The 20,306-nt window shown below is 34.3% G+C and carries 20 protein-coding genes; 10 read left to right on the top strand and 10 right to left on the bottom strand.

Annotated elements, in window-relative coordinates; translation table 11 throughout:
* The first annotated feature begins 173 nt into the window (after positions 1 to 173).
* On the top strand, positions 174 to 872 hold the full coding sequence (locus DWY01_RS06820) for an ABC transporter ATP-binding protein (protein ID WP_117995409.1): 699 nt from the start codon (positions 174 to 176) through the stop codon (positions 870 to 872).
* Complete coding sequence (locus DWY01_RS06815) at positions 872 to 3,148, top strand: ABC transporter permease (protein ID WP_117995408.1); 2,277 nt, start codon at positions 872 to 874, stop codon at positions 3,146 to 3,148. The genes DWY01_RS06820 and DWY01_RS06815 overlap by 1 nt, the downstream gene beginning before the upstream one ends.
* Before the next feature lie 226 nt (positions 3,149 to 3,374).
* On the opposite strand, the gene DWY01_RS06810 is transcribed toward DWY01_RS06815, so the two are convergent.
* The 8 genes from DWY01_RS06810 to DWY01_RS06775 all read right to left on the bottom strand — a co-directional run bounded on the left by DWY01_RS06810 (position 3,375) and on the right by DWY01_RS06775 (position 9,839).
* The gene (locus tag DWY01_RS06810; protein ID WP_117995407.1) at positions 3,375 to 3,785 is read right to left on the bottom strand and encodes a F0F1 ATP synthase subunit epsilon; all 411 of its coding nucleotides are present in this window, start codon (positions 3,783 to 3,785) and stop codon (positions 3,375 to 3,377) included.
* Between the two features lie 2 nt (positions 3,786 to 3,787).
* The gene (atpD, locus tag DWY01_RS06805) at positions 3,788 to 5,173 is read right to left on the bottom strand and encodes a F0F1 ATP synthase subunit beta (protein ID WP_117995406.1); all 1,386 of its coding nucleotides are present in this window, start codon (positions 5,171 to 5,173) and stop codon (positions 3,788 to 3,790) included.
* The gene (atpG, locus tag DWY01_RS06800; protein WP_117995405.1) at positions 5,164 to 6,084 is read right to left on the bottom strand and encodes an ATP synthase F1 subunit gamma; all 921 of its coding nucleotides are present in this window, start codon (positions 6,082 to 6,084) and stop codon (positions 5,164 to 5,166) included. Before atpG ends, atpD begins: the two co-directional genes overlap by 10 nt.
* Positions 6,084 to 7,826, bottom strand: coding sequence for a F0F1 ATP synthase subunit alpha (atpA, locus tag DWY01_RS06795; RefSeq protein WP_117995404.1), 1,743 nt, complete (start codon positions 7,824 to 7,826; stop codon positions 6,084 to 6,086). The genes atpG and atpA overlap by 1 nt, the downstream gene beginning before the upstream one ends.
* Positions 7,827 to 8,291 (bottom strand): F0F1 ATP synthase subunit B, encoded by a 465-nt coding sequence (gene atpF / locus DWY01_RS06790; protein ID WP_117995403.1) that lies wholly within the window; start codon positions 8,289 to 8,291, stop codon positions 7,827 to 7,829.
* A gap of 12 nt (positions 8,292 to 8,303) precedes the next feature.
* Positions 8,304 to 8,525, bottom strand: a complete 222-nt coding sequence (gene atpE / locus DWY01_RS06785; RefSeq protein ID WP_040466409.1) for an ATP synthase F0 subunit C — start codon at positions 8,523 to 8,525, stop codon at positions 8,304 to 8,306.
* Between the two features lie 18 nt (positions 8,526 to 8,543).
* Positions 8,544 to 9,227, bottom strand: a complete 684-nt coding sequence (locus DWY01_RS06780; RefSeq protein WP_117995402.1) for a F0F1 ATP synthase subunit A — start codon at positions 9,225 to 9,227, stop codon at positions 8,544 to 8,546.
* Positions 9,228 to 9,485: 258 nt separating this feature from the next.
* Positions 9,486 to 9,839, bottom strand: coding sequence for a helix-turn-helix transcriptional regulator (locus DWY01_RS06775; protein ID WP_040466407.1), 354 nt, complete (start codon positions 9,837 to 9,839; stop codon positions 9,486 to 9,488).
* 140 nt (positions 9,840 to 9,979) lie between these two features.
* Between DWY01_RS06775 and DWY01_RS06770 the strand changes: the two genes are divergently transcribed.
* From DWY01_RS06770 to DWY01_RS06735, 8 genes are all read left to right on the top strand, one after another.
* Positions 9,980 to 10,198, top strand: a complete 219-nt coding sequence (locus DWY01_RS06770) for a cation transporter (RefSeq protein ID WP_040466406.1) — start codon at positions 9,980 to 9,982, stop codon at positions 10,196 to 10,198.
* Positions 10,199 to 10,287: 89 nt separating this feature from the next.
* Positions 10,288 to 12,156 (top strand): heavy metal translocating P-type ATPase, encoded by a 1,869-nt coding sequence (locus DWY01_RS06765; protein ID WP_117995401.1) that lies wholly within the window; start codon positions 10,288 to 10,290, stop codon positions 12,154 to 12,156.
* 87 nt (positions 12,157 to 12,243) lie between these two features.
* Positions 12,244 to 13,113, top strand: a complete 870-nt coding sequence (locus DWY01_RS06760; RefSeq protein WP_117995400.1) for a phosphoribosylaminoimidazolesuccinocarboxamide synthase — start codon at positions 12,244 to 12,246, stop codon at positions 13,111 to 13,113.
* Positions 13,114 to 13,305: 192 nt separating this feature from the next.
* Positions 13,306 to 13,938: a dTMP kinase gene (gene tmk, locus DWY01_RS06755; protein WP_040466405.1), complete on the top strand. Its 633-nt coding sequence runs from the start codon at positions 13,306 to 13,308 to the stop codon at positions 13,936 to 13,938.
* Positions 13,931 to 14,848, top strand: a complete 918-nt coding sequence (locus tag DWY01_RS06750) for a DNA polymerase III subunit (RefSeq protein ID WP_117995399.1) — start codon at positions 13,931 to 13,933, stop codon at positions 14,846 to 14,848. The genes tmk and DWY01_RS06750 overlap by 8 nt, the downstream gene beginning before the upstream one ends.
* Positions 14,845 to 15,678 carry a regulatory iron-sulfur-containing complex subunit RicT gene (gene ricT, locus DWY01_RS06745; protein ID WP_117995398.1) on the top strand — a complete coding sequence of 278 codons (834 nt, stop codon included), beginning with the start codon at positions 14,845 to 14,847 and terminating at the stop codon, positions 15,676 to 15,678. The genes DWY01_RS06750 and ricT overlap by 4 nt, the downstream gene beginning before the upstream one ends.
* On the top strand, positions 15,671 to 16,516 hold the full coding sequence (rsmI, locus tag DWY01_RS06740; protein WP_117995396.1) for a 16S rRNA (cytidine(1402)-2'-O)-methyltransferase: 846 nt from the start codon (positions 15,671 to 15,673) through the stop codon (positions 16,514 to 16,516). The genes ricT and rsmI overlap by 8 nt, the downstream gene beginning before the upstream one ends.
* A gap of 175 nt (positions 16,517 to 16,691) precedes the next feature.
* Complete coding sequence (locus DWY01_RS06735; RefSeq protein ID WP_117995426.1) at positions 16,692 to 18,374, top strand: ABC transporter substrate-binding protein; 1,683 nt, start codon at positions 16,692 to 16,694, stop codon at positions 18,372 to 18,374.
* A 32-nt stretch (positions 18,375 to 18,406) separates the two neighbouring features.
* Here DWY01_RS06735 and DWY01_RS06730 read toward each other — a convergent pair whose 3' ends face one another.
* Positions 18,407 to 19,153, bottom strand: coding sequence for a DeoR/GlpR family DNA-binding transcription regulator (locus tag DWY01_RS06730; RefSeq protein WP_117995393.1), 747 nt, complete (start codon positions 19,151 to 19,153; stop codon positions 18,407 to 18,409).
* 64 nt (positions 19,154 to 19,217) lie between these two features.
* Positions 19,218 to 20,132 carry a glycyl-radical enzyme activating protein gene (locus tag DWY01_RS06725; RefSeq protein ID WP_117995390.1) on the bottom strand — a complete coding sequence of 305 codons (915 nt, stop codon included), beginning with the start codon at positions 20,130 to 20,132 and terminating at the stop codon, positions 19,218 to 19,220.
* Between the last annotated feature and the right edge of the window lie 174 nt (positions 20,133 to 20,306).

Genomic DNA, 20,306 nt, shown 5'->3' with positions numbered 1-20,306 from the left:
CAAAATTCTCCAGAACTTACATATTTGTATGTTCTTTTTTGTATCCTTGTCTTAGCATGAAAGAAAAGATTAAACAACTTTTTAATTGCTATTGGCGTAATTTATTCTTGAGGAACACTTTAAGTTAGAGTATACTAATCGTAAAGTTAGATATAACTAACAGGAGAACGATTATGAAGAAATGTATAGAATTTAATGGGGTATCAAAAAAGTATGAAGTAGGAGAAAAAGCATTTTATGCATTAGATGATGTTTCTTTTTCGATTGATCAACATGAAATGGTTGTGATTTTAGGACCAAGTGGAGCGGGTAAGTCGACACTTTTAAATATTATGGGTGGAATGGATCATGTGACAGATGGAAAAGTATATATGGATGGGCTCGATATTAGTGGGTATAGTGAAAAAGAATTAACGGATTATCGTGCAGAAAATATTGGGTTTATCTTTCAATTTTATAATATTTTGCCGACACTGACGGTGAAGGAAAATGTGGATTTGATTCGGGATGTGGTTAAAAACGCAAAGGATTCGACTGAAATATTGAATAAGGTAGGTTTAAATGGTCAAGAAAATAAGTTTCCAAATCAATTAAGTGGAGGTGAACAGCAGCGTGTATCGATTGCGCGTGCGATTGCGAAAAATCCAAAGTTATTACTTTGCGATGAACCTACTGGGGCTTTAGATTCAAATACGGGAGTAGAGATATTAAAGTTATTGCGTGAATGCACAAAAGAAAATACAGTTGTGATTGTAACGCATAATGCATTGATTGCAGATGTAGCAGATCGTGTGATTCGTTTAAAGAATGGAAAAATTATTGAGAATGTTGTGAATAAACAACCAAAGAACATAGATGAGGTGAACTGGTAATGTTGAGAAGAAAACTATATCGTGATCTTTGGCGTTATAAGGGACAATTCTTTACAATTTTTCTGATGGTGTTTATTGGAATGTTGGCATTTAGTGGCATCCATGGCTATATGGATGGTATGGATGAAAGTGCTAAAGCGTATTATAAAGAATATAATTTGCAGGATCTATGGATTACAAATACGAATGTTGCAGATTCGGATTTAGAGAAATTAAAGTCTATGGATCATATAAGTGATGTAAATCGATCATTGGTTTTGAATGCGAAATTAAAGGGATACAAAGATGTAACTTTAGAAACAAATGTTTTGGAAGAGAATACCATTTCTAAAATGTACGTTATCAAAGGGGAAAAATATGCATCGAATAAAAAAGGGGTGTGGTTCGATAGTTATTTGGCAGAATATTTAAATATTCATGTGGGAGATACTTTAAAACTGGATATTTCTGGTCAAACTTTGAAATTAAAAGTAAAAGGTTTAGTGAATACACCAGATCATGTATATTTTGTGAAGGATTCTACAGAAATATTTCCTACACATAAAAACTATGGTTTTGTGTATATACCAGCTGATACTTTTTCAAAAGAAATGAATTTCGATGTTACATATAATAAGGCTTATGTGGATGTGGATAAGAAAAATAATGTGTCATCAGTAAAAAAAGCGATTCAAAAGAATTTTGATTTTTTATCTGTAACAGATCGAGATGCTTCTTTTTCATATGCAGGATATCAATCAGAAGTAGAAGAAGGTCAAACTTATGCACCTGTATTTACGGGATTGTTTTTAATGATTGCGATATTGAGTGTAATGAGTACTATGAATCGTTTTGTTCGCCAACAAAGAGTGCAGATTGGTACTTTAAAAGCACTTGGATTTAAAAATAGAAAAATCTATATCCATTATATTGGATTTGGCTTTATGATCAGCCTTGTTGCGGCTGTATTAGGTGTTGTGGTTGGATATTTTACAATTGGGCAATTCTTTATTGATATGGAGGCAAGCTATTTTGAAATGCCAAATATCCATACTGTATTGTTGCCGGCTGTGATTCAAACAGCAGTTTTGGTTGTAGCTTTGATTTCTTTAGTCACATATCTTTCTTCCAGAAAGATTTTAAAGGAAACGGCAAGTGAGGCTTTGCGTCTAGAAGTGCCAAAGGTAAAAAAGAATAGTTTGGATTGGTCTGTAAAATTTAATAAATGTAAATTATCGACAAGATGGAATATTCGAGATATAGCCCGCAATAAAGGAAGAAGTATTGCAGCATGTGTTGGAATTATTGGATGTACAATGTTACTTGTATGTTCGTTTGGATTGTGGGATACGATTGAATCTTATATGGATTGGGAATATAAAATAATCAATACATATCAATATAAAATTAGTTTAAATAGTGATTATACAAAAGAACAATATGATCATTTAACTCACTTGTATGGAGATGCCACAAGTAAAAGTGTTGCGATTGAATTCAAAAACCATGGTAAAACAGAAACAAGATCCATGCTTGTGTCGGATGGAAAAGATAAATTGAATATCACAGATCATGATGAAAAAGTTATGTCTATTCATTCAAATGGAATCTATTTAACAGAAAAGCTAGCTGAAAAGTATGGAGTTCAAGTAGGAGATACAATCAAATGGCATTTGACAGGAGATTCTACTTGGTATACAAGTAAGGTTGTTGGTTTGAATCGTGATCCACAAACGCAGCAATTCACAATGTCAAAGAAATATTTTGAAAAATTAGGATATACATATCGTCCAGATTCTATTTATACAAATAAGAAGGCTAAAAAATTAGATGGTGTTTCTAAGATTAGCAGTATTGAATCGATTCAAGAAGGTGTAGAGAGTATGCTTGAAGCTATGAAATCGATGATGGTCTTATTGATTGTATTTGCAGTCTTATTAGGTTGTGTCATCTTATATAACTTGGGTGTGTTATCATTTACTGAAAAACAATATCAATTTGCGACATTAAAGGTATTAGGCTTTAAGGATAAACAAATTAAAGAAATCTTTATCAAACAAAACACATGGATCATGTTGGTGGGAATGATTATTGGCTTACCACTAGGTTATTATATGCTGTCATATATTTATACAAACGCATTAAATGATACGTATGATTTTCCAGCTGTAGTTGAATGGATATCTTATGTGTACGCAATTATAGGAACCGTTTTAGTTTCATATGTGATGAATAAGTTATTGGCAAGAAAAATTAAAACGATTGATATGGTTTCAAGCTTAAAAGCCAATGAATAATTCGACAGTTGTTTATAATATTTATTTTAAATAATGCATAAATTGAAAATAAAATGTTGTATGTAAAAAGAGGTTTCAAACTAGAAATCTCTTTTTTTGATTGAATTTTTAGTTTATATATTTCTGTAATTCATGGGTGAGGTCGGAAAAAATGTAAAAGATCTTTATATAAAGGAAAAAAGCCTATATCTTCATGAAAGGTATAAGCTTTTTCTAGTAGTTACTATTAATTAATGTGTTTATCTTTAAATTGTAAACGAGCTAAGGCTCTTGCCATACTAGCTTGTGACATATAATATTCACGAATCGATTGTTTCTGTCTCATTCTTTCTTTAGCACGTTCTAAAGATTCTTTGGCTCTTCTTGCGTCTAGTTCTTCTTGTGTTTCACACGTATCGACTAAGACTTCGGCTTGGTTGTTTGAAAAGATCATAGATCCTAATCCACTAACAACTTCAATTTCCGAATTATCTTCAAGACGGATTTTTAAAAGTCCAGGCGTTATCGCATAGATGGTTTTGGCATGATGCGCAAGAAATTGTTTACTGCCATTTGGCGTATGTATCGTTAATACTTGTGCTTTACCATTATAGAACACGTGATCACTCGCCATGATTTTTAAATCAAAAAGTTCCATAATTATACTTCTTTCGCTTTTTCTTTGACTTCTTCAATGGTTCCTACATTGAAAAATGCACTTTCAGGATATTCGTCCATTTCTCCATCTAAGATCGCCTTAAATCCTTTGATTGTATCTTGTAGAGGAACATATTTTCCTGGAATCGAAGTAAATTGTTCAGCTACGTGGAATGGTTGAGCCATAAAGTTACGTAGACGACGGGCTCTTGCTACAACGGTTTTATCTTCATCACTTAATTCATCCATTCCTAAAATGGCAATAATATCTTGTAGTTCTTTATATTTTTGAAGATATTGTAAAACACGTTGAGCTGTTTCGTAGTGTTCTTCTCCTACGATATCAGGTTGAAGAATTCTTGAACTCGATTCAAGTGGGTCTACAGCTGGATAAATACCTTGTTCAACAACTTTACGAGATAAGACGGTTGTCGCATCCAAATGTTCAAAGGTTGTTGCTGGAGCAGGGTCAGTTAAATCGTCTGCAGGAACGTATACAGCTTGTACACTGGTAACAGATCCGTTTTTTGTGGAAGAAATACGCTCTTGAAGCTGTCCCATTTCATTCGCTAAAGTAGGTTGGTAACCAACGGCGGATGGCATACGTCCAAGTAAAGAAGAAACTTCGGATCCGGCTTGTACAAAACGGAAGATGTTGTCGATAAATAATAAAACGTCTTTATGTTCTACATCACGGAAATATTCAGCCATTGTAAGACCTGTTTCGGCAACACGCATTCTAGCCCCTGGACTTTCATTCATTTGTCCAAAAACTAGGGCTGTATTTTTAATGACGCCAGATTCACTCATTTCTGTATATAAATCGTTTCCTTCACGACTTCTTTCTCCTACACCTGTAAAGATAGAATATCCACCGTGCTCGCTGGCAATATTTCGAATCAATTCTTGAATCAATACGGTTTTTCCAACACCAGCACCTCCAAACAATCCAATCTTTCCACCCTTGGCATAAGGGGCTAATAAGTCAATGACTTTAATTCCTGTTTCAAGAACTTCTGTAACAGGAGATTGATCTTCAAATTTTGGTGGTTTTCTATGAATAGGCCAATATGTATCCGTATCAATAGCTTCTTTTCCATCGATTGTATCTCCCAAAACATTAAACAAACGTCCTAAATTTTGTGTTCCAACGGGGATTTCGATACCCATCCCTGTAGATAAGACGGGCATATCTTTTTGTAAGCCTTCGCTAGGCGATAACATGATACAACGAACGGTATCGGTTCCAATGTGCTGCATAACTTCCATCACAACTTTTTTGCCATGATTATCAACCTGCAAAGCAGTTTGAATATATGGAAGTGGCGTTTCATCAAAATGTACGTCTACAACAGGACCCGTAACTTGTGTGATTTTTCCTATTTGCATGTGGATTGACTCCTTTTCTTTTTTTGTAACTGTTGCCTTCTAGCTTTGGCACCAGCCGCAACTTCTGTTATTTCTTGTGTGATTTTTGCTTGTCTTTGACGATTGTATTGTAAAGATAAACTGTTTAATAGTTCTTCACCATTTTTGTTGGCTGAATCCATTGCCTGCATACGCGCAAAGTTCTCTGATGCATAGGATTCAACAAGGGCACTATAAATAAAACCAGATAAATAATCAGGGATGACAATGTTTAATAATTCTGCTGGACTTGGCTCCAATTGAATGGAGTGAATGGTTTGTCCACCAACTTCAACTTCATGGTTTAAACGATATAGAGGAAGCAACTGTTCCACATCAACCGTAAATTGATTATGCTGATCCATACGCGTATAGATGATTAATACTTCATCTATTGCTTTTTCAGCATAAAGTTCAAGCATTTTACTCGAAATGGATCTTGCACGACTTAAAGTTGGGTTTTGCGCTGTATATAAAAAGCTTTCTTCAACAGGAATGTGTCGTCTTAAAAAGTATTGCCTTCCAACTTCTCCAATCATATAGAGCTTATAGTTTGGATGAGCCTTAATGGTTTGTTCAGTTAGCTTTAAGACATTAAGATTATAGGCACCAGCCAATCCCTTATCTCCAGTAACACAGATAATAGCTTTATTTTGATGTTTTTCGTCAATATATTCTCGACTATCTAAGTAAGGATGTTCAAAGTGATCTGGAAGATTTTGAAGAATTGTCAGAATTTGTTTCCTTAATGAATAAAAATAAGGATTGGTATTCGCTGCTTTTTGTTTGGCAGTATTCATTTTTGTTGAAGAAATCATATACATGGCTTTTGTGATCTTCATAGTCGATTGAATACCATTCATTCGATCTTTAATTTCTCGAATTTGCGACATTATTCTTGTCCCCTATATTGTTTTGCGAGTGTAATGATTCTTGTTTTTAAATTGTCATCCAGTTTTTTAGTTGTGTTGATTTCACGACTGATTTCACTATGATTTTCATTAAACCAGTCTAATAATTTTGTTTCTTCTTTTTTGACTTGTTTTGAATCTACGTCATCTAAAATTCCTGCATCTGCAACAACCAAAATAATAACCATATCTGCATGTGACATAGGATGATTTAGAGGTTGCTTCAAAAGTTCCATAAGCACTTGACCATGTTGAAGTTGTCGCTTTGTCGCATCGTCCAAGTCAGAGGCAAATTGCGTAAATTCCTTCATTTCACGGTATTGAGCTAAGTTGATTCGTAAAGAACCGGATGCTTTTTTCATGGCTTTTGTTTGAGCGGCACCACCAACACGGCTAACCGATAAACCGACGTTAACAGCTGGTCTTTGTCCTTCGAAGAATAAATCGCTTTCCAAGAAGATTTGACCATCTGTAATTGAAATGACGTTGGTTGGAATATATGCACTTACATCTCCGTCTTGTGTTTCGATGATTGGAAGGGCTGTAATAGATCCACCTGAATTTAATCTAGAAGAACGTTCTAGTAGTCTAGAATGTAAATAGAATACATCACCCGGATAAGCTTCACGTCCAGGAGATCTTCCTAGTAATAAGGAAATCGTACGATAGGCAACGGCATGTTTACTTAAATCATCATAGACAATAAGTACATCTTTGCCTTGGTGCATAAAGTATTCTGCTAAGGAAGTTGCAGAATAAGGCGCAATATATTGTAGGCTGGCAGAATCGGCTGCAGTAGAGTTCACAATAACTGTATATTCCATCGCATCATTTTTCTTTAATGTATTGACTAGGTTGGCAACTGTACTTGCCTTTTGTGCAATAGAGACATAAATACAGATACAATCTTTTCCTTTTTGATTTAGTATCGTATCCAATGCGATTGAGGTCTTACCCGTTTGGCGATCACCAATAATCAGTTCACGCTGCCCCCTTCCAATAGGGAACATAGAATCGATCGATAGAATGCCTGTTTCCATAGGGGTTGTGACTGGCTTACGATCAATAATACTTGGTGCAGGCTCTTCAATAGGGCGCATTTCAGTGGCTTCAATAGAACCAAGACCATCTATTGGATTTCCAAGTGGATCTACAACACGTCCAAGAAAATTTGCACTTACTGGCATACCTGCTTGTTTTTTTGTTCGAGATACCTTTGTACCCTGACCAATGGTACCTTCTGTATCAAATAGAATAACACCAATGTTGTCGGTTGTAATATCGAGTACCATTCCCTTTGTACCATTTTCAAAAACAACAACTTCTCCATACATCGCATGATCAAGTCCGGAAATGGTTGCGATACCATCTCCAATTGTTTCAACATAGCCTACTTCATTTTCTTGTGAAGTGGCTTCGAATTGTTCAATAGCCTCTTTTAAGATGGACATAAGCGTTCCATCTTTTTTCATTTGAATGGCTTGATCCCTGGCAGCTTGAATTTGTTCTTGAAGCTGCTGCTGACGAGAACGTGTAGACCAATCGTATTCATCATTATTTGCGCTTAGGATAAATCCACCACGTACACTTGGATCAATACTGATATTGAGTGTTACGTTTTCAACTTGGTATTTATTTTTAAGGAATGTCTTTATTTTCTCTTCTTGCGCTGAACTTGGTCGTGTTACACAGCGTAAGGTTGCATTTAAATTTTCGTTGTTCATTTATTTCATTTCCTTTAAAAAATCATCATATAGTTTTTCATCGCTCTTTGTATTTGTGATTTTATCAGCCGCTTTATTAATCAAATCCGCGATTTCAGATTTAGCTTTTGCCTTTTCCTCATTGGCAGCTTCAATCGTTTTGGTGCGTGCTTGTTCAATCATTTCATCGGATTTCTTGTTTGCATCCGCAATAATTTGTTCGTATTCAAGGCTGGCTTTTTCTTTTGCATCCGCTAGCATACCATCACAAATTGTCTGCATATTTTCAAGCTGTTGATTGGCTTTGTTTTTTGATTCAAGAGCTTCTTGTTTTTGTTGATTTGCCAAGGCAAAATCAGATTCTATTTCTTGTTTTCTCTTTTCAAGAATGTCATGTACTGGTTGAAATAGAAAATGTTTCATCAGTGCATATAAAATAAGTAGATTGATGATTGTCCAAAGAATATTGGAATCAATTCTTAACATAGATTATCCCACCTATTTCACCATTAAAATGATTAAAATACCTAATACAAATCCGTAGATGGCTGTTGCTTCGGCTAATGCGGCACCAATTAATAAAGTACTACGAATTTTCCCGTGAGCTTCTGGTTGTTGGGCAATTGCTTTTACGGCACTGCTTGTCGCAAAACCAATACCTAATCCTCCACCAATAACGGCAAGTGCTGCCATTCCAACTCCGATTGCTGTTAAACTCATTTTTATTTCCTCCTAATTTTATTCTGTTTCTGTCGCTTCTGCGATAAATAGTGATGTTAAAAAGACGAATACATAAGCTTGAATGAATCCATCAAAGAAATCAAAGTACAAGCTAAATACAGTAGGTATAAAGACAGGAACGACCATTTTGATCATTTCCATAATGACGAAGGCACCAATGACATTACCAAATAGACGCATACACAGTGATAAAGGACGTGTAAACACTTCAAGAATATTGATGGGTGTAACAACGGCGACGGGTTGAGTAAAGTTTTTGATCCAGCCTTTCATGCCTTTAGCTCGTATTCCACTGATTTCAATCAATACAATGCTCATAAGTGCTAGTGCGATAGTGACATTCATATCTTTGGTTGGGGGTTTCATACCAAAGATACCAATGATATTCGCAAGACCTATATATAATAGGATGGTTGAAATGTAGGTACTGTATTCTTTGGCATTTTCACCAAGCATGGAGATTGTGAATTTATCTAGCCATATGACAATACTTTCCGCTACAATTTGTTTCTTACCTGGATTATGAACTTTGAGTCCTCGTGTTAACCAAGCAGAAAGTAAAACAAGTATAGCCATGACAACCCATGTGATGACAACAGATTCACTAATCGCAAAGGGACCGATAGTAAACGCGGTGTCAACGTTTAACTGATCGAGTAATTCTTTTGTGAACTCTTCCATTGCTCCTCCTTTCGAAACAATAAAAAAACGATGGAGATAATCCGTGAATTTACGAATTAAGACAAAATTCGTTTTTCTATAAGCTCGTATTTTAGTTCTCATGATTTTGAAATTCAAGTCTTTTTATCAATGTAAACGTTATCTGTTTTGTGTGATAATGCTTTTATATGTTGTGTACATATGGTATATATGTCTGAATAACATAATTGACTTTGTTTTACGTTTAAATCAAAAAAAAAGGAAGATTCGATCTTCCTCTTAATGTTCCTTTGTATGATCAAAAGCCATGCCTAGAATGGTTTCAATATGTTCATCATCTAATGAATAGTAAACAGTCTTTCCTTCTTTTCTAGATTTAATCAATTTAGAAAGGCGTAAAGCCTTTAGTTGGTGCGATACGGCAGATTTCGTCATATCGAGTACGTTGGCTAAATCCGATACGCACATTTCACTTTGTTGAAGGGATAATAAAAGCTGAAGACGTGTACTATCTCCCATAACTTTAAAGAAATCAGATAGGTTCATAATTTCATCAAAGGCAGGCATATTTTCTTTTACTTCTTGTACTAATTCTGTATTTTTAGGCTTGCAGTCACAATGTGTACCAATCATAAGTTCTCCTTTTTTATTTATTATAGTTGAATGATTGAACAATTGTCAAAAATGTTATTGACATCATGTATGAATCCTATATAATGAAAGTGTAAAAAGTTGAATACATGTTCAACTATTCAAATGTGGAGGAAAATAATATGAAAAAGAGTTATAAGATTGATGTAGATTGCGCAAACTGTGCAAACAAAATGGAAGTAGCTGCTAATAATACAGAAGGTGTTAAGAGTGCTGTTGTTAACTTCATGATGTTAAAGATGAATGTTGAATTCGAAGATGGCGTTCAACCTAAAGAAGTCATGGCTCGTGTTTTAGAAAACTGTAAAAAAGTAGAAGACGATTGCGAAATTTTCTTTTAATGAAAAGTAAGATGCGAAAGCATCTCTATTTTTCGATCATTATAGTTGAATGATTGAACAATTAATGTTTTAAATGAGGTGAAATAACTATGAATAAGAAACAGAAGAAGATGTTAAAACGAATTATCGTTGCGAGTATTCTTTTTATTATAATTAAGGTCGCAAAGCTTCCTGAATATATTGAGATTCTTTTATTTTTAGTAGCCTATTTAGAGATTGGTTATGATATTCTTCTTAAGGCTTTTAAAGGAATTAGAAATCGCCAGGTATTTGATGAAAACTTTCTTATGGCTGTCGCAACTGTGGGAGCTATTAGTTTAAAATCTTTTGATGAAGCAACAGCCGTTATGTTGTTCTATCAGATTGGGGAATGGTTCCAGAGCTATGCGGTAGGTAAGAGTCGTAAAAACATCACGGAATTAATGGATATTCGTCCGGATTATGCCAATGTTGAAGATGAGGATGGAAATCTTGAACAGGTAGATCCAGATGAAGTAGAAATTGGTACAATCATAGTAGTCAAGCCTGGGGAAAAAGTGGCTATTGATGGAATTGTCGTTGAAGGAAGTTCTACTTTAAATACAGCGGCTTTAACAGGGGAAAGCTTGCCTAGAGAAGTCAGTGAAAATGATGAAGTAATTAGTGGTTGCATCAATATGACAGGGCTGTTGAAAATTAAAACAACAAAAGAATTTGGGGAATCCACTGTATCAAAAATTTTGGATTTGGTTGAAAATGCATCAAGCAAGAAATCTCGTTCGGAAGCCTTTATTTCACGTTTTGCGAGAATTTATACGCCAGCCGTATGTTATAGTGCTTTGGCCTTGTTCTTGCTTCCACCTGTATTTAATTTGATTATGGGAAATCCTGCTGACTTTGGTACATGGCTATATCGTGCTCTAACGTTCTTAGTTATTTCTTGTCCATGTGCATTGGTTATAAGTATTCCTTTAAGTTTCTTTGCCGGAATTGGTGGCGCCAGCAATCAAGGTGTTTTAGTGAAAGGCTCAAACTATTTAGAGGCTTTAGCTTCATGTAAATATGTTGTATTTGATAAAACGGGGACGATGACACAAGGTGTCTTTGAGGTGGCTGGAATTCATCATGCGAATATTCCTAAAGAGAAGTTACTGGAGTATGCAGCAATGGCCGAAAGCTATTCGACGCATCCTATTTCTAAGAGTTTATTAAAGGCGTATGGAAACACAATTGATAAATCTCGTATTGAAAATGTAGAAGAAATCAGTGGCCATGGTGTTAAAGCTGTAATAGATGGGGTGCAAGTACTTGCGGGTAATGATAAATTGATGAAGATGTATAATATTCCTTATCAAGAATGCCATTCTGTAGGAACCATTGTTCATATGGCTATTGATGGCAAATATGCAGGTCACATTGTGATTTCGGATATGTTGAAGCCACATGCCAAAGAGGCTATTGAAGCATTAAAGAAGGCTGGCATTAAACAAACAGTCATGTTGACTGGGGATGTAAAAAGTGTGGCAGATAAAGTAGCTTCTGAATTACATATTGATAAAGTGTATTCGGGATTATTACCTCAAGATAAGGTGAATAAAGTTGAAGAATTATTATCTTTAAAACAATCGAAAGAAAATCTTGCCTTTGTCGGAGATGGAATCAATGATGCGCCTGTATTATCAAGAGCCGATATTGGTATTGCGATGGGTGCTTTAGGCAGTGATGCAGCCATTGAAGCAGCCGATATTGTATTGATGGATGATGATCCATTAAAGATTTCTAAAGCCATTAAGATTGCGAAGAAATGTATCCATATTGTATATGAGAATATTTATTTTGCGATTGGTGTTAAATTAATCTGTTTATTATTAGGTGCTGTTGGTATTGCGAATATGTGGGTTGCGATTTTTGCGGACGTTGGAGTTATGATTATTGCCGTATTAAATGCGATTCGTGCATTAAATGTTAATAATTTGTAAGGAAATCTTTGGATTTCCTTATTTTCATATTGTGTTAAATTTGTTTTAGTTGTATCTTTGTCTTGTACGCAGAAAAGGAGATTCGAGATGCAGGAATTAAAACCAATTAAAGAAGGAAAAGTACGTGAGATTTACGACAATGGGGACAACCTTATTATGGTTGCGACAGATCGTATCAGTTGTTTTGATGTGATTCTAAACAATGAAGTTACAAAAAAAGGAACTGTTTTAACGCAGATGTCAAAATTTTGGTTTGACTACACAAGTGATATCTTACCTAACCACATGATCAGTGTAGATACAAAGGATATGCCAGAATATTTCCAACAAAAAAAATTTGAAGGAAAATCAATGTTATGTCGTAAATTGAACATGCTTCCAATCGAATGTATTGTTCGTGGTTACATCACAGGTAGCGGATGGGCTAGCTACAAAGAAACAGGAAAGGTTTGTGGTATTGAACTTCCAGAAGGATTACAAGAATCACAACAACTTCCAGAACCAATTTATACACCTAGTACAAAGGCAGAAATTGGTGATCACGATGAAAATATTTCTTTTGAACAAAGTATTGCACACTTAGAAAAATATTTCCCAGGACATGGTGAAGAATATGCAACTAAAATCAAAGATTGCACAATCGCATTATATAAAAAATGTGCTGAGTATGCTTTAAGCAAAGGAATTATTATTGCGGATACAAAATTTGAATTTGGTTTAGACGAAAATGGAAATATTGTTATTGGTGATGAAATGTTAACTCCTGACAGTTCTCGTTTCTGGCCTGCAGATGGATATGAAGCTGGTCATTCACAACCATCATTTGACAAACAATTTGCGCGTGACTGGCTAAAGGCAAATCCAGATAATGACTGGACACTTCCTCAAGAGATTGTGGATAAGACTATTGAAAAATATCTTCAAGCTTACACAATGTTAACAGGAAAAACATTATAATTAGAAGATACCCATAAGTTGAATGCTTATGGGTGTTTTTTTCTTGAAAACTGTATTTTTTGACGCCTAAATATATTTGAAAACCGTAAAATATGATGTTAATAATCACTTGAAAACCGAAGAGGGCTATGTTTAAATGAGGAATAGATATTAGAAAATAATAATTATTGAATATATATGGTGAGGGAAAATATGAAACAAGGTGTATTTATAACGTTTGAAGGAAATGATGGATCGGGAAAAACAACCGTATGTAAAGCGGTACAAGAAGAATTGATTAAAATGGGATACGATTGTATTTATACAAGAGAACCAGGTGGAAGTAAAATTGCAGAATCCATTCGTAATATATTATTAGATGTAAACAATACGGAGATGGATGATCGTACAGAAGCATTATTATATGCGGCAAGCCGAAGACAACATTTAAAAGAAGTTGTTCTTCCTGCATTAGAAAATAAGAAAATCGTATTGTGTGATCGCTTTATTGATTCTAGTTTGGCATACCAAGGAATTGCACGAGGCATAGGTTTAAAAGAAGTATGGGATATTAATCAGTTTGCGATTGATGGATGTATGCCTGAAAAGACTCTATTTTTATCCGTTAGTGTAGAAACGGGTAAAAAACGTATGAATCTTCGTGGTGACTTGAATCGTTTGGATCAAGAAGAAAGTTCATTCCATAAAGCTGTGCGTCAGGGCTATGAAACATTAGTATCTATGTATCCAGAGCGCATTGAAGTGATTGATGCCGAGCCTTGTAAAGAAGAGGTTTTAAAAAGTGCTATGGAATGTGTTTTAAAGGTTATTAAAGAACATGAATAAAGTGTATTTTAAAAAAGCACAACCTGTTGTGTATCAGACGTTGTCTAACGCTTTAAAGAATCAAAGAGTTGCGAATGCCTATTTATTTCATGGGCCAAAAGGCTCAAGCAAATTAGAAACAGCCATCTTATTTGCGCAAAGTATTGTATGTGAACATGTAGATGTGGATGGCTTTGCGTGTCAAGAATGTGAAAGCTGTAAGCGAATAGAGAATGAAGATTCTTTAGACTATATGATTGTATCGAATGATCGGATTAAAAAGAAAGATATTGTTGATTTACAAGCTTTCTTTGAATCGACTAGTGCGGGAAAGCAAAATGCCAGAATATATATATTAGACCATTATGATAAAGCTACATCGGATGCTTCAAATAGCTTGTTGAAGTTTTTAGAGGAGCCAAGTGAAGGGATTTATGGTATATTAATTGCGGATGAAAAGTCCAATGTATTGCCTACTATTCAATCGAGATGTCAGTCGATTCATTTCAAGCCTGAAAGCTGTAAACATTTATTGTTAGAAAATACAATGGAAGAAAACGCAAAAATGTTGGCGGATTCAGGATATACGTACGACAAGGCAATTGAATTGTTAGCTCTACCTGATTTTGAGGAGCTGAAGCAGATTGCATTTGAATATATTGAGAATGCATCTTCGTTTGCACAAATTGAAAAGATGCAGACAAGTGTGTTTGTGAATAAATCAGATCGTATGAATAAGGATTGGATACAGTTATGGATTCAATGGATTTTATTCTATGTAAAAAACAATAAGGTAAACTTACCTTTGGAAAATAAAGTAAAGCTATATTCGATTCTAGTTGAAAATATGGATATGTTGTATCGACCGGTTGATTTGGGATTATTTATGGATAAGCTTTATTATGATATTAGGAAGGCTGTGATTAAGTGAGTGCAGAAGAAAAAGTAACATATAAATATATTGTTTATATTCAATTTGAAGAGTCGAAGAAAGCATATACGTTTGGTTCAAATGTAAAATATTATACTAATGATATTGTTGTTGTTGAAACTGTACGAGGACAGGAGTTAGGTAAAGTTTGTGTTCCAACCGTTGACTTTGATGCTTCAAAAGTAAAAGGAGATATTAAACCAGTAGTTCGAAAGGCAACTTCTGAAGATATTAAGTGTAAGGCAGAAAATATTGAAAAAGCGAAAGAAGCCATGAAGATTTGTCAGGATTGTATAGCCAATTTAAAATTGGATATGCATCTTATCAGTTCAGAATACACTTTGGATCGTACAAAGGTTATTTTTACTTATGTATCGGATGATCGTGTAGATTTTAGACAATTATTAAAAGATCTAGCGCAACATCTACATTGTCGTATTGAATTAAGACAAGTAGGGCCAAGAAATAAAGCTAAGATCGTAGGTGGAATTGGTAATTGTGGTATGGAATGCTGCTGCTCAAGATTTATGTCAGATTTTGACACTGTATCTATCAATATGGCAAAAAATCAAATGTTGGCATTGAATATTCAAAAATTGAGTGGACAGTGTGGAAAATTGATGTGTTGCTTACGCTTTGAAAATGAAGAGTATACAAGAATGCGCAAGGATCTTCCTAAAATGAATTCGATTGTAAGCTATCAAGGTAAAAAATATCGTATTTCGAGTATGAATGTTCTTCAAAAACAAGCAAAGCTAGAAAATAAAGAAGAAGTCTTATTTGTAGACTTCAAAGATGTATGGCCAGATAAGGATTTTAACAATGATTAGACAGAAAAGTTTCGAATCAGATACATCTACTTTGTACTTGGTTCCTACACCAATTGGAAATCTACAGGAAATGACACCAAGAGCTTTGGATGTATTAAAAAATGTAAATGTTATTGCAGCAGAAGACACGCGTAATACAAAAAAATTGTTGATGGCATATGGAATTGATACTATGTTGATGTCTCATCACGAACATAATCAGCAGACAAGTATTCCTAAGATTATTGAACGATTAGAAAATGGAGAAGATGTTGCGGTTGTTTCAGATGCAGGGTATCCTCTAGTATCGGATCCAGGTCAAAAACTTGTGCAAGAAACAATTTCACACGGTTTCAATGTTGTTTCTGTTTCAGGTGCGAATGCTGCAATGAATGCATTAGTAGCAAGTGGATTAAGTTGTTATCATTATTTGTTTTATGGTTTTTTAGAAAATAAAAGTTCAAAAAGAAAGAAACAATTAGAAGAAATCAAAACAATTCCTTATACAACTATTTTCTATGAAGCACCACACCGTATTGAAGATACTTTGCAGGATATGTTAGATGTATTAGGTAATCGCCAAATGTGTTTAGCTAGAGAATTGACAAAGGTTCATGAAGAATATATCCGTGGGACCATCCAGGAAGTCTTAGAAGTGGCAGCAACATGCAAAGGGGAAATGGTCATTATCATGGATGGCTTTAAACAAGATGAAGTTGTATTTGACATGTATACTGCAATTTCAAAAGTAGATGAATACATTGAATCAGGTATGCGTACGAAGGAAGCTATTGGTTTAGTTGCCAAAGAAATGGCATGTAAAAAGAATGAATTATATGAAGCTTATCATAAAAGATAAGCTTTTTTCTATTTTAGAAATATATCATTTCCAAAATAGAAACACATATAAATGCGTTATATAAGGCATATTAAATAACTCTTATGCTTTTTGTATCTGAAATATCGAAAAACAATTGAAAAAGTTTCAGAAAAACATATAATTGTTTACATACAAAGAGGAAGAGGTAATGATTATGAATAAGAGAAGTGTATGTGCCCTAGGTATGGCATTTGTACTTGCAGGATGCTCTGCAGGGGGATCGGGTTCTAGTAAAGAACAAACATTAACAGTTGGATTGTTTACGGAAATGAATGGAGATTTTTCTCCAATGTATTATCAGACATCCAATGATTCAAACGTAGTTAACTTGGTATATCAAGGATTATTGGCATATGATAAGGATGCCAATTTAGTTCCAGAATTGGCAAAAGAATTACCAACTATCAGTGATGATGGAACAACGATGACATTTAAATTGAAGAAAGGTGTTAAATTCAGCGATGGATCTAAATTTACTTCAAAAGATGTAAAGGCAACATTTAGCGTTATGGCTGACCCAAGTTATACAGGACGTTTTTCAAGTAATGTTGATTTCTTAAATGGATATAGCGAATATCATGATGGAGATGCAAAAGATGTTTCAGGTATTGAAACACCAGACGATTATACAGTTGTATTCCACATGTCAAAACCAAAAATCGATGCAGAATCGACTTTGGGAACACAAAAGATTTGTAGTGCAAAAACATTGAAGTATAAGAAGGGAAAAACTTCGAATGTTGAAAAGAACAACAGCAATCCTATTGGAACAGGTCCTTATAAATTGAAATCATTCTCTAAAACAGAAGGTGCTTCATTGGATCGTAACGAAAACTTTAAAGCCAAAGATGGAGAATACCAAATTTCTAAGATTATGATTAAGAAGACTGAAACTTCGACTGAAATTAAAGAGTTGGAAAATGGAACGGTAGACTATATTCCAGATGTAGTAGATGCCAATAAGATTAATACGGTTGCCAAAGATAAAGACAAAGGTTTGACTTTGGGTTCTTATCCAAGCGATCGTGAAGACTTCTTGTTTATGAATACAGCTGCAGGCGCATGTCAAGATCAAGCAGTACGTCAAGCATTGGCTTATGGATTTGATCGTGAAGCCTATATCGCAAGCTATTATAAATTAGATGATAAAGATGCTAAATTGGCATATGTACCAGGCTTATTTGGTAATCCAGTATCTGGCGAAAATGGTGCATATATTCGTGGTGAAGAAAAAGTTGATGGGGCTACTTACTATGATTATGATGTAGAAAAGGCAAAACAAATCTTAGATGATGCTGGATGGAAAGTTGGCAGTGATGGTATTCGTGAAAAAGATGGCCAAAAATTATCTGTTAAATTCTTAGCTACAAAAGAAAAAGATGCGATGGATACATTGATTCCTATGTTACAAAAACAATGGGGAGAGCTAGGTGTAGAATTTAAAGCAAATACAATGGAATTTAATACGGTAATTTCTACTGTAGGTGATGATTCAGCTGTTGGCGATTGGGATATTTCATATCTAGGATTCTCTTATGGAAGTCCTGAAGATACAGGTGTTGACTATTTAATTCAATCTAAAGGTGTAAATAACTTTGCTCGTTTAAAAGATGATGAATTAGATTCTTACTTGGCTGCAGGTGCTTATACAGCAGATAAAGATGCTTCAGCTGCTGCTTACTTAAAGGCTTATGTTCGTCAAGCAGAACTATGTGCATACTTACCAACAGATGGTGTACAAACGTATTGTTTGCGTAATAAGAAAGTAAAAGGTTTGAAGACTTCTTCTACATTTATGTGGTCACAATCAATGGCTACAGCTTATATTGATGATTAATATTAAAAAGGATTTCGTTTTGAAATCCTTTTTTAAACCTTAATGATTTGAATGTTCTGGTTATTGAGCTCTTCGATATAGGAAGAATCAATAGAATGATCAGTTATAACCGTTTTTACTTTATTTTTTAAATTTAATGGTACAACTCCACGCTTAGAAAATTTATCACTTTCTGTTAGCACGATTATTTGTTCGGCTTGATGTGACATATCACGTACGGCTTGTGCTCGCATTTGATCGCGATTTGAAAAGCCGATTCTAGAATCATATCCATCTGTACCGATGAAAAAATAATCGACAAAAAAGTTGGATACACATTCTTGAACCATAGGACCTACCATAACTTGTGAATCTTGTTGATAAATTCCACCTAAAAGAATAATTTGAAAATTTGATTTTCCACGAATATATTCTGCGATAAAAGCACTGTTGGTAATAATTGTTAAGTCTTTATGAAGTTGTGTTAACGTATCAGCTAAAAGTGCACAACAACTACCACTTTCAATCATAATTGTATCGCCCTCACTTACAAGTTCGGCAGCTTTTAAGGCTATTTTTTTCTTTTCTTCATAATGATATGCGATTCTACCATTGATATCATCTGCACTACATAATACTGCATAACCATGCTCGCGTTTGATGATTCCTTTAGCTTCTAATGCATCTAAATCTTTACGGACCGTTACCTGTGAAACGCTTAGATATTCAGCAAGTTGAGAAACTTCAATTTTCTTTTCAGATGTCAGTAATTCTAGTATTTTATTTGTTCTATTTTTCATTTACGTTGATTCCTATCATTTTGTTTATATAATAAGTGTTTTCGATTTCAAATGAAAGTGAAATTTAGAAAAAAGCGTTAATGTTATTTTCTTTAAATATATTTAAATACTCTTTTAAATCTTCTGGATGATACGAAGGAATATCTTCATAATCGTATTTTATATTTAAAAGATGATATTTATTTTCTCCAAATTGATGGAATGGTAGAAGTTGACACTTGTTTACTCCAATGTCGTGAAGTTCTTTTGAAAATTCTTTTGCGTCATCCAAAGAATCATTGAAACCAGGTATAACAGGGATTCGCACAAGAACTGATTTGCCTTTGGCGATGGCATGTTTCATGTTCAGCAATGGTAACTTATTAGAAATACCTGTACCTTCTATATGTTTATCTGTGTTCCAGTGTTTCATATCAAAAAGAATGTAATCTACATATTCCATAACGTGATCAAATGTTTCCTCTGTCGCAAAACCGGTTGTTTCACAACATGTATGAATTCCTTCTTCTTTAGCGGCTAAGAGAAGTTCTCTTGAAAACTCAGGTTGAAGTAAGAGCTCACCTCCAGAAAGCGTTAGACCACCACCACTTTCTTCATAGAAGGCTTGATCTTGTAAAACAATTTTAAGCACTTCTTCCACAGATTTTTGTTCGCCTTGTGCACTTAATGCGTTTCTTGGACATTCATATACACATTTCTTACATCCACTACATTGACTGTGGTTGATTTTGATGGATTTATCAATTATTTTTATAGCATTTTTTGGACAGGCTTCAATGCAATGTTGACAATTTATACATTTTTTTTGATCCCAAAGAATTTGTGTTTGTATAAGCTGACTTTCAGGATTTGCACACCACTTACAACGAAGAGGACATCCCTTTAGAAAAACGGTAGTACGAATTCCTGGACCGTCATTTACGCTGAATTTTTGAATGTTAAAAATAATTCCTGTTGTATTTCGATTTGTTGTTGTCATTTTAATTTCCTCATATAGAGTATAAACATTTCAAAGAAGGAAATCAACAACTAAAATTACAAATGAAAGTATAAAACATTTTAAATGAAATTTATATTGACATGAAATGAGTGTAATGCTATTTTAAAATTGCAAATAAAAGAATTTAAAGTTACGAATGAAATGTTATGGGAG

This window comes from Eubacterium sp. AF22-8LB, from assembly GCF_003458715.1.
In the GTDB taxonomy this organism is placed as follows: Bacteria; Bacillota_I; Bacilli_A; order Erysipelotrichales; family Erysipelotrichaceae; genus Holdemanella.
Note: the sequence above shows the minus strand (reverse complement) of the source record. Positions and strands in the feature narration are given on the sequence as shown.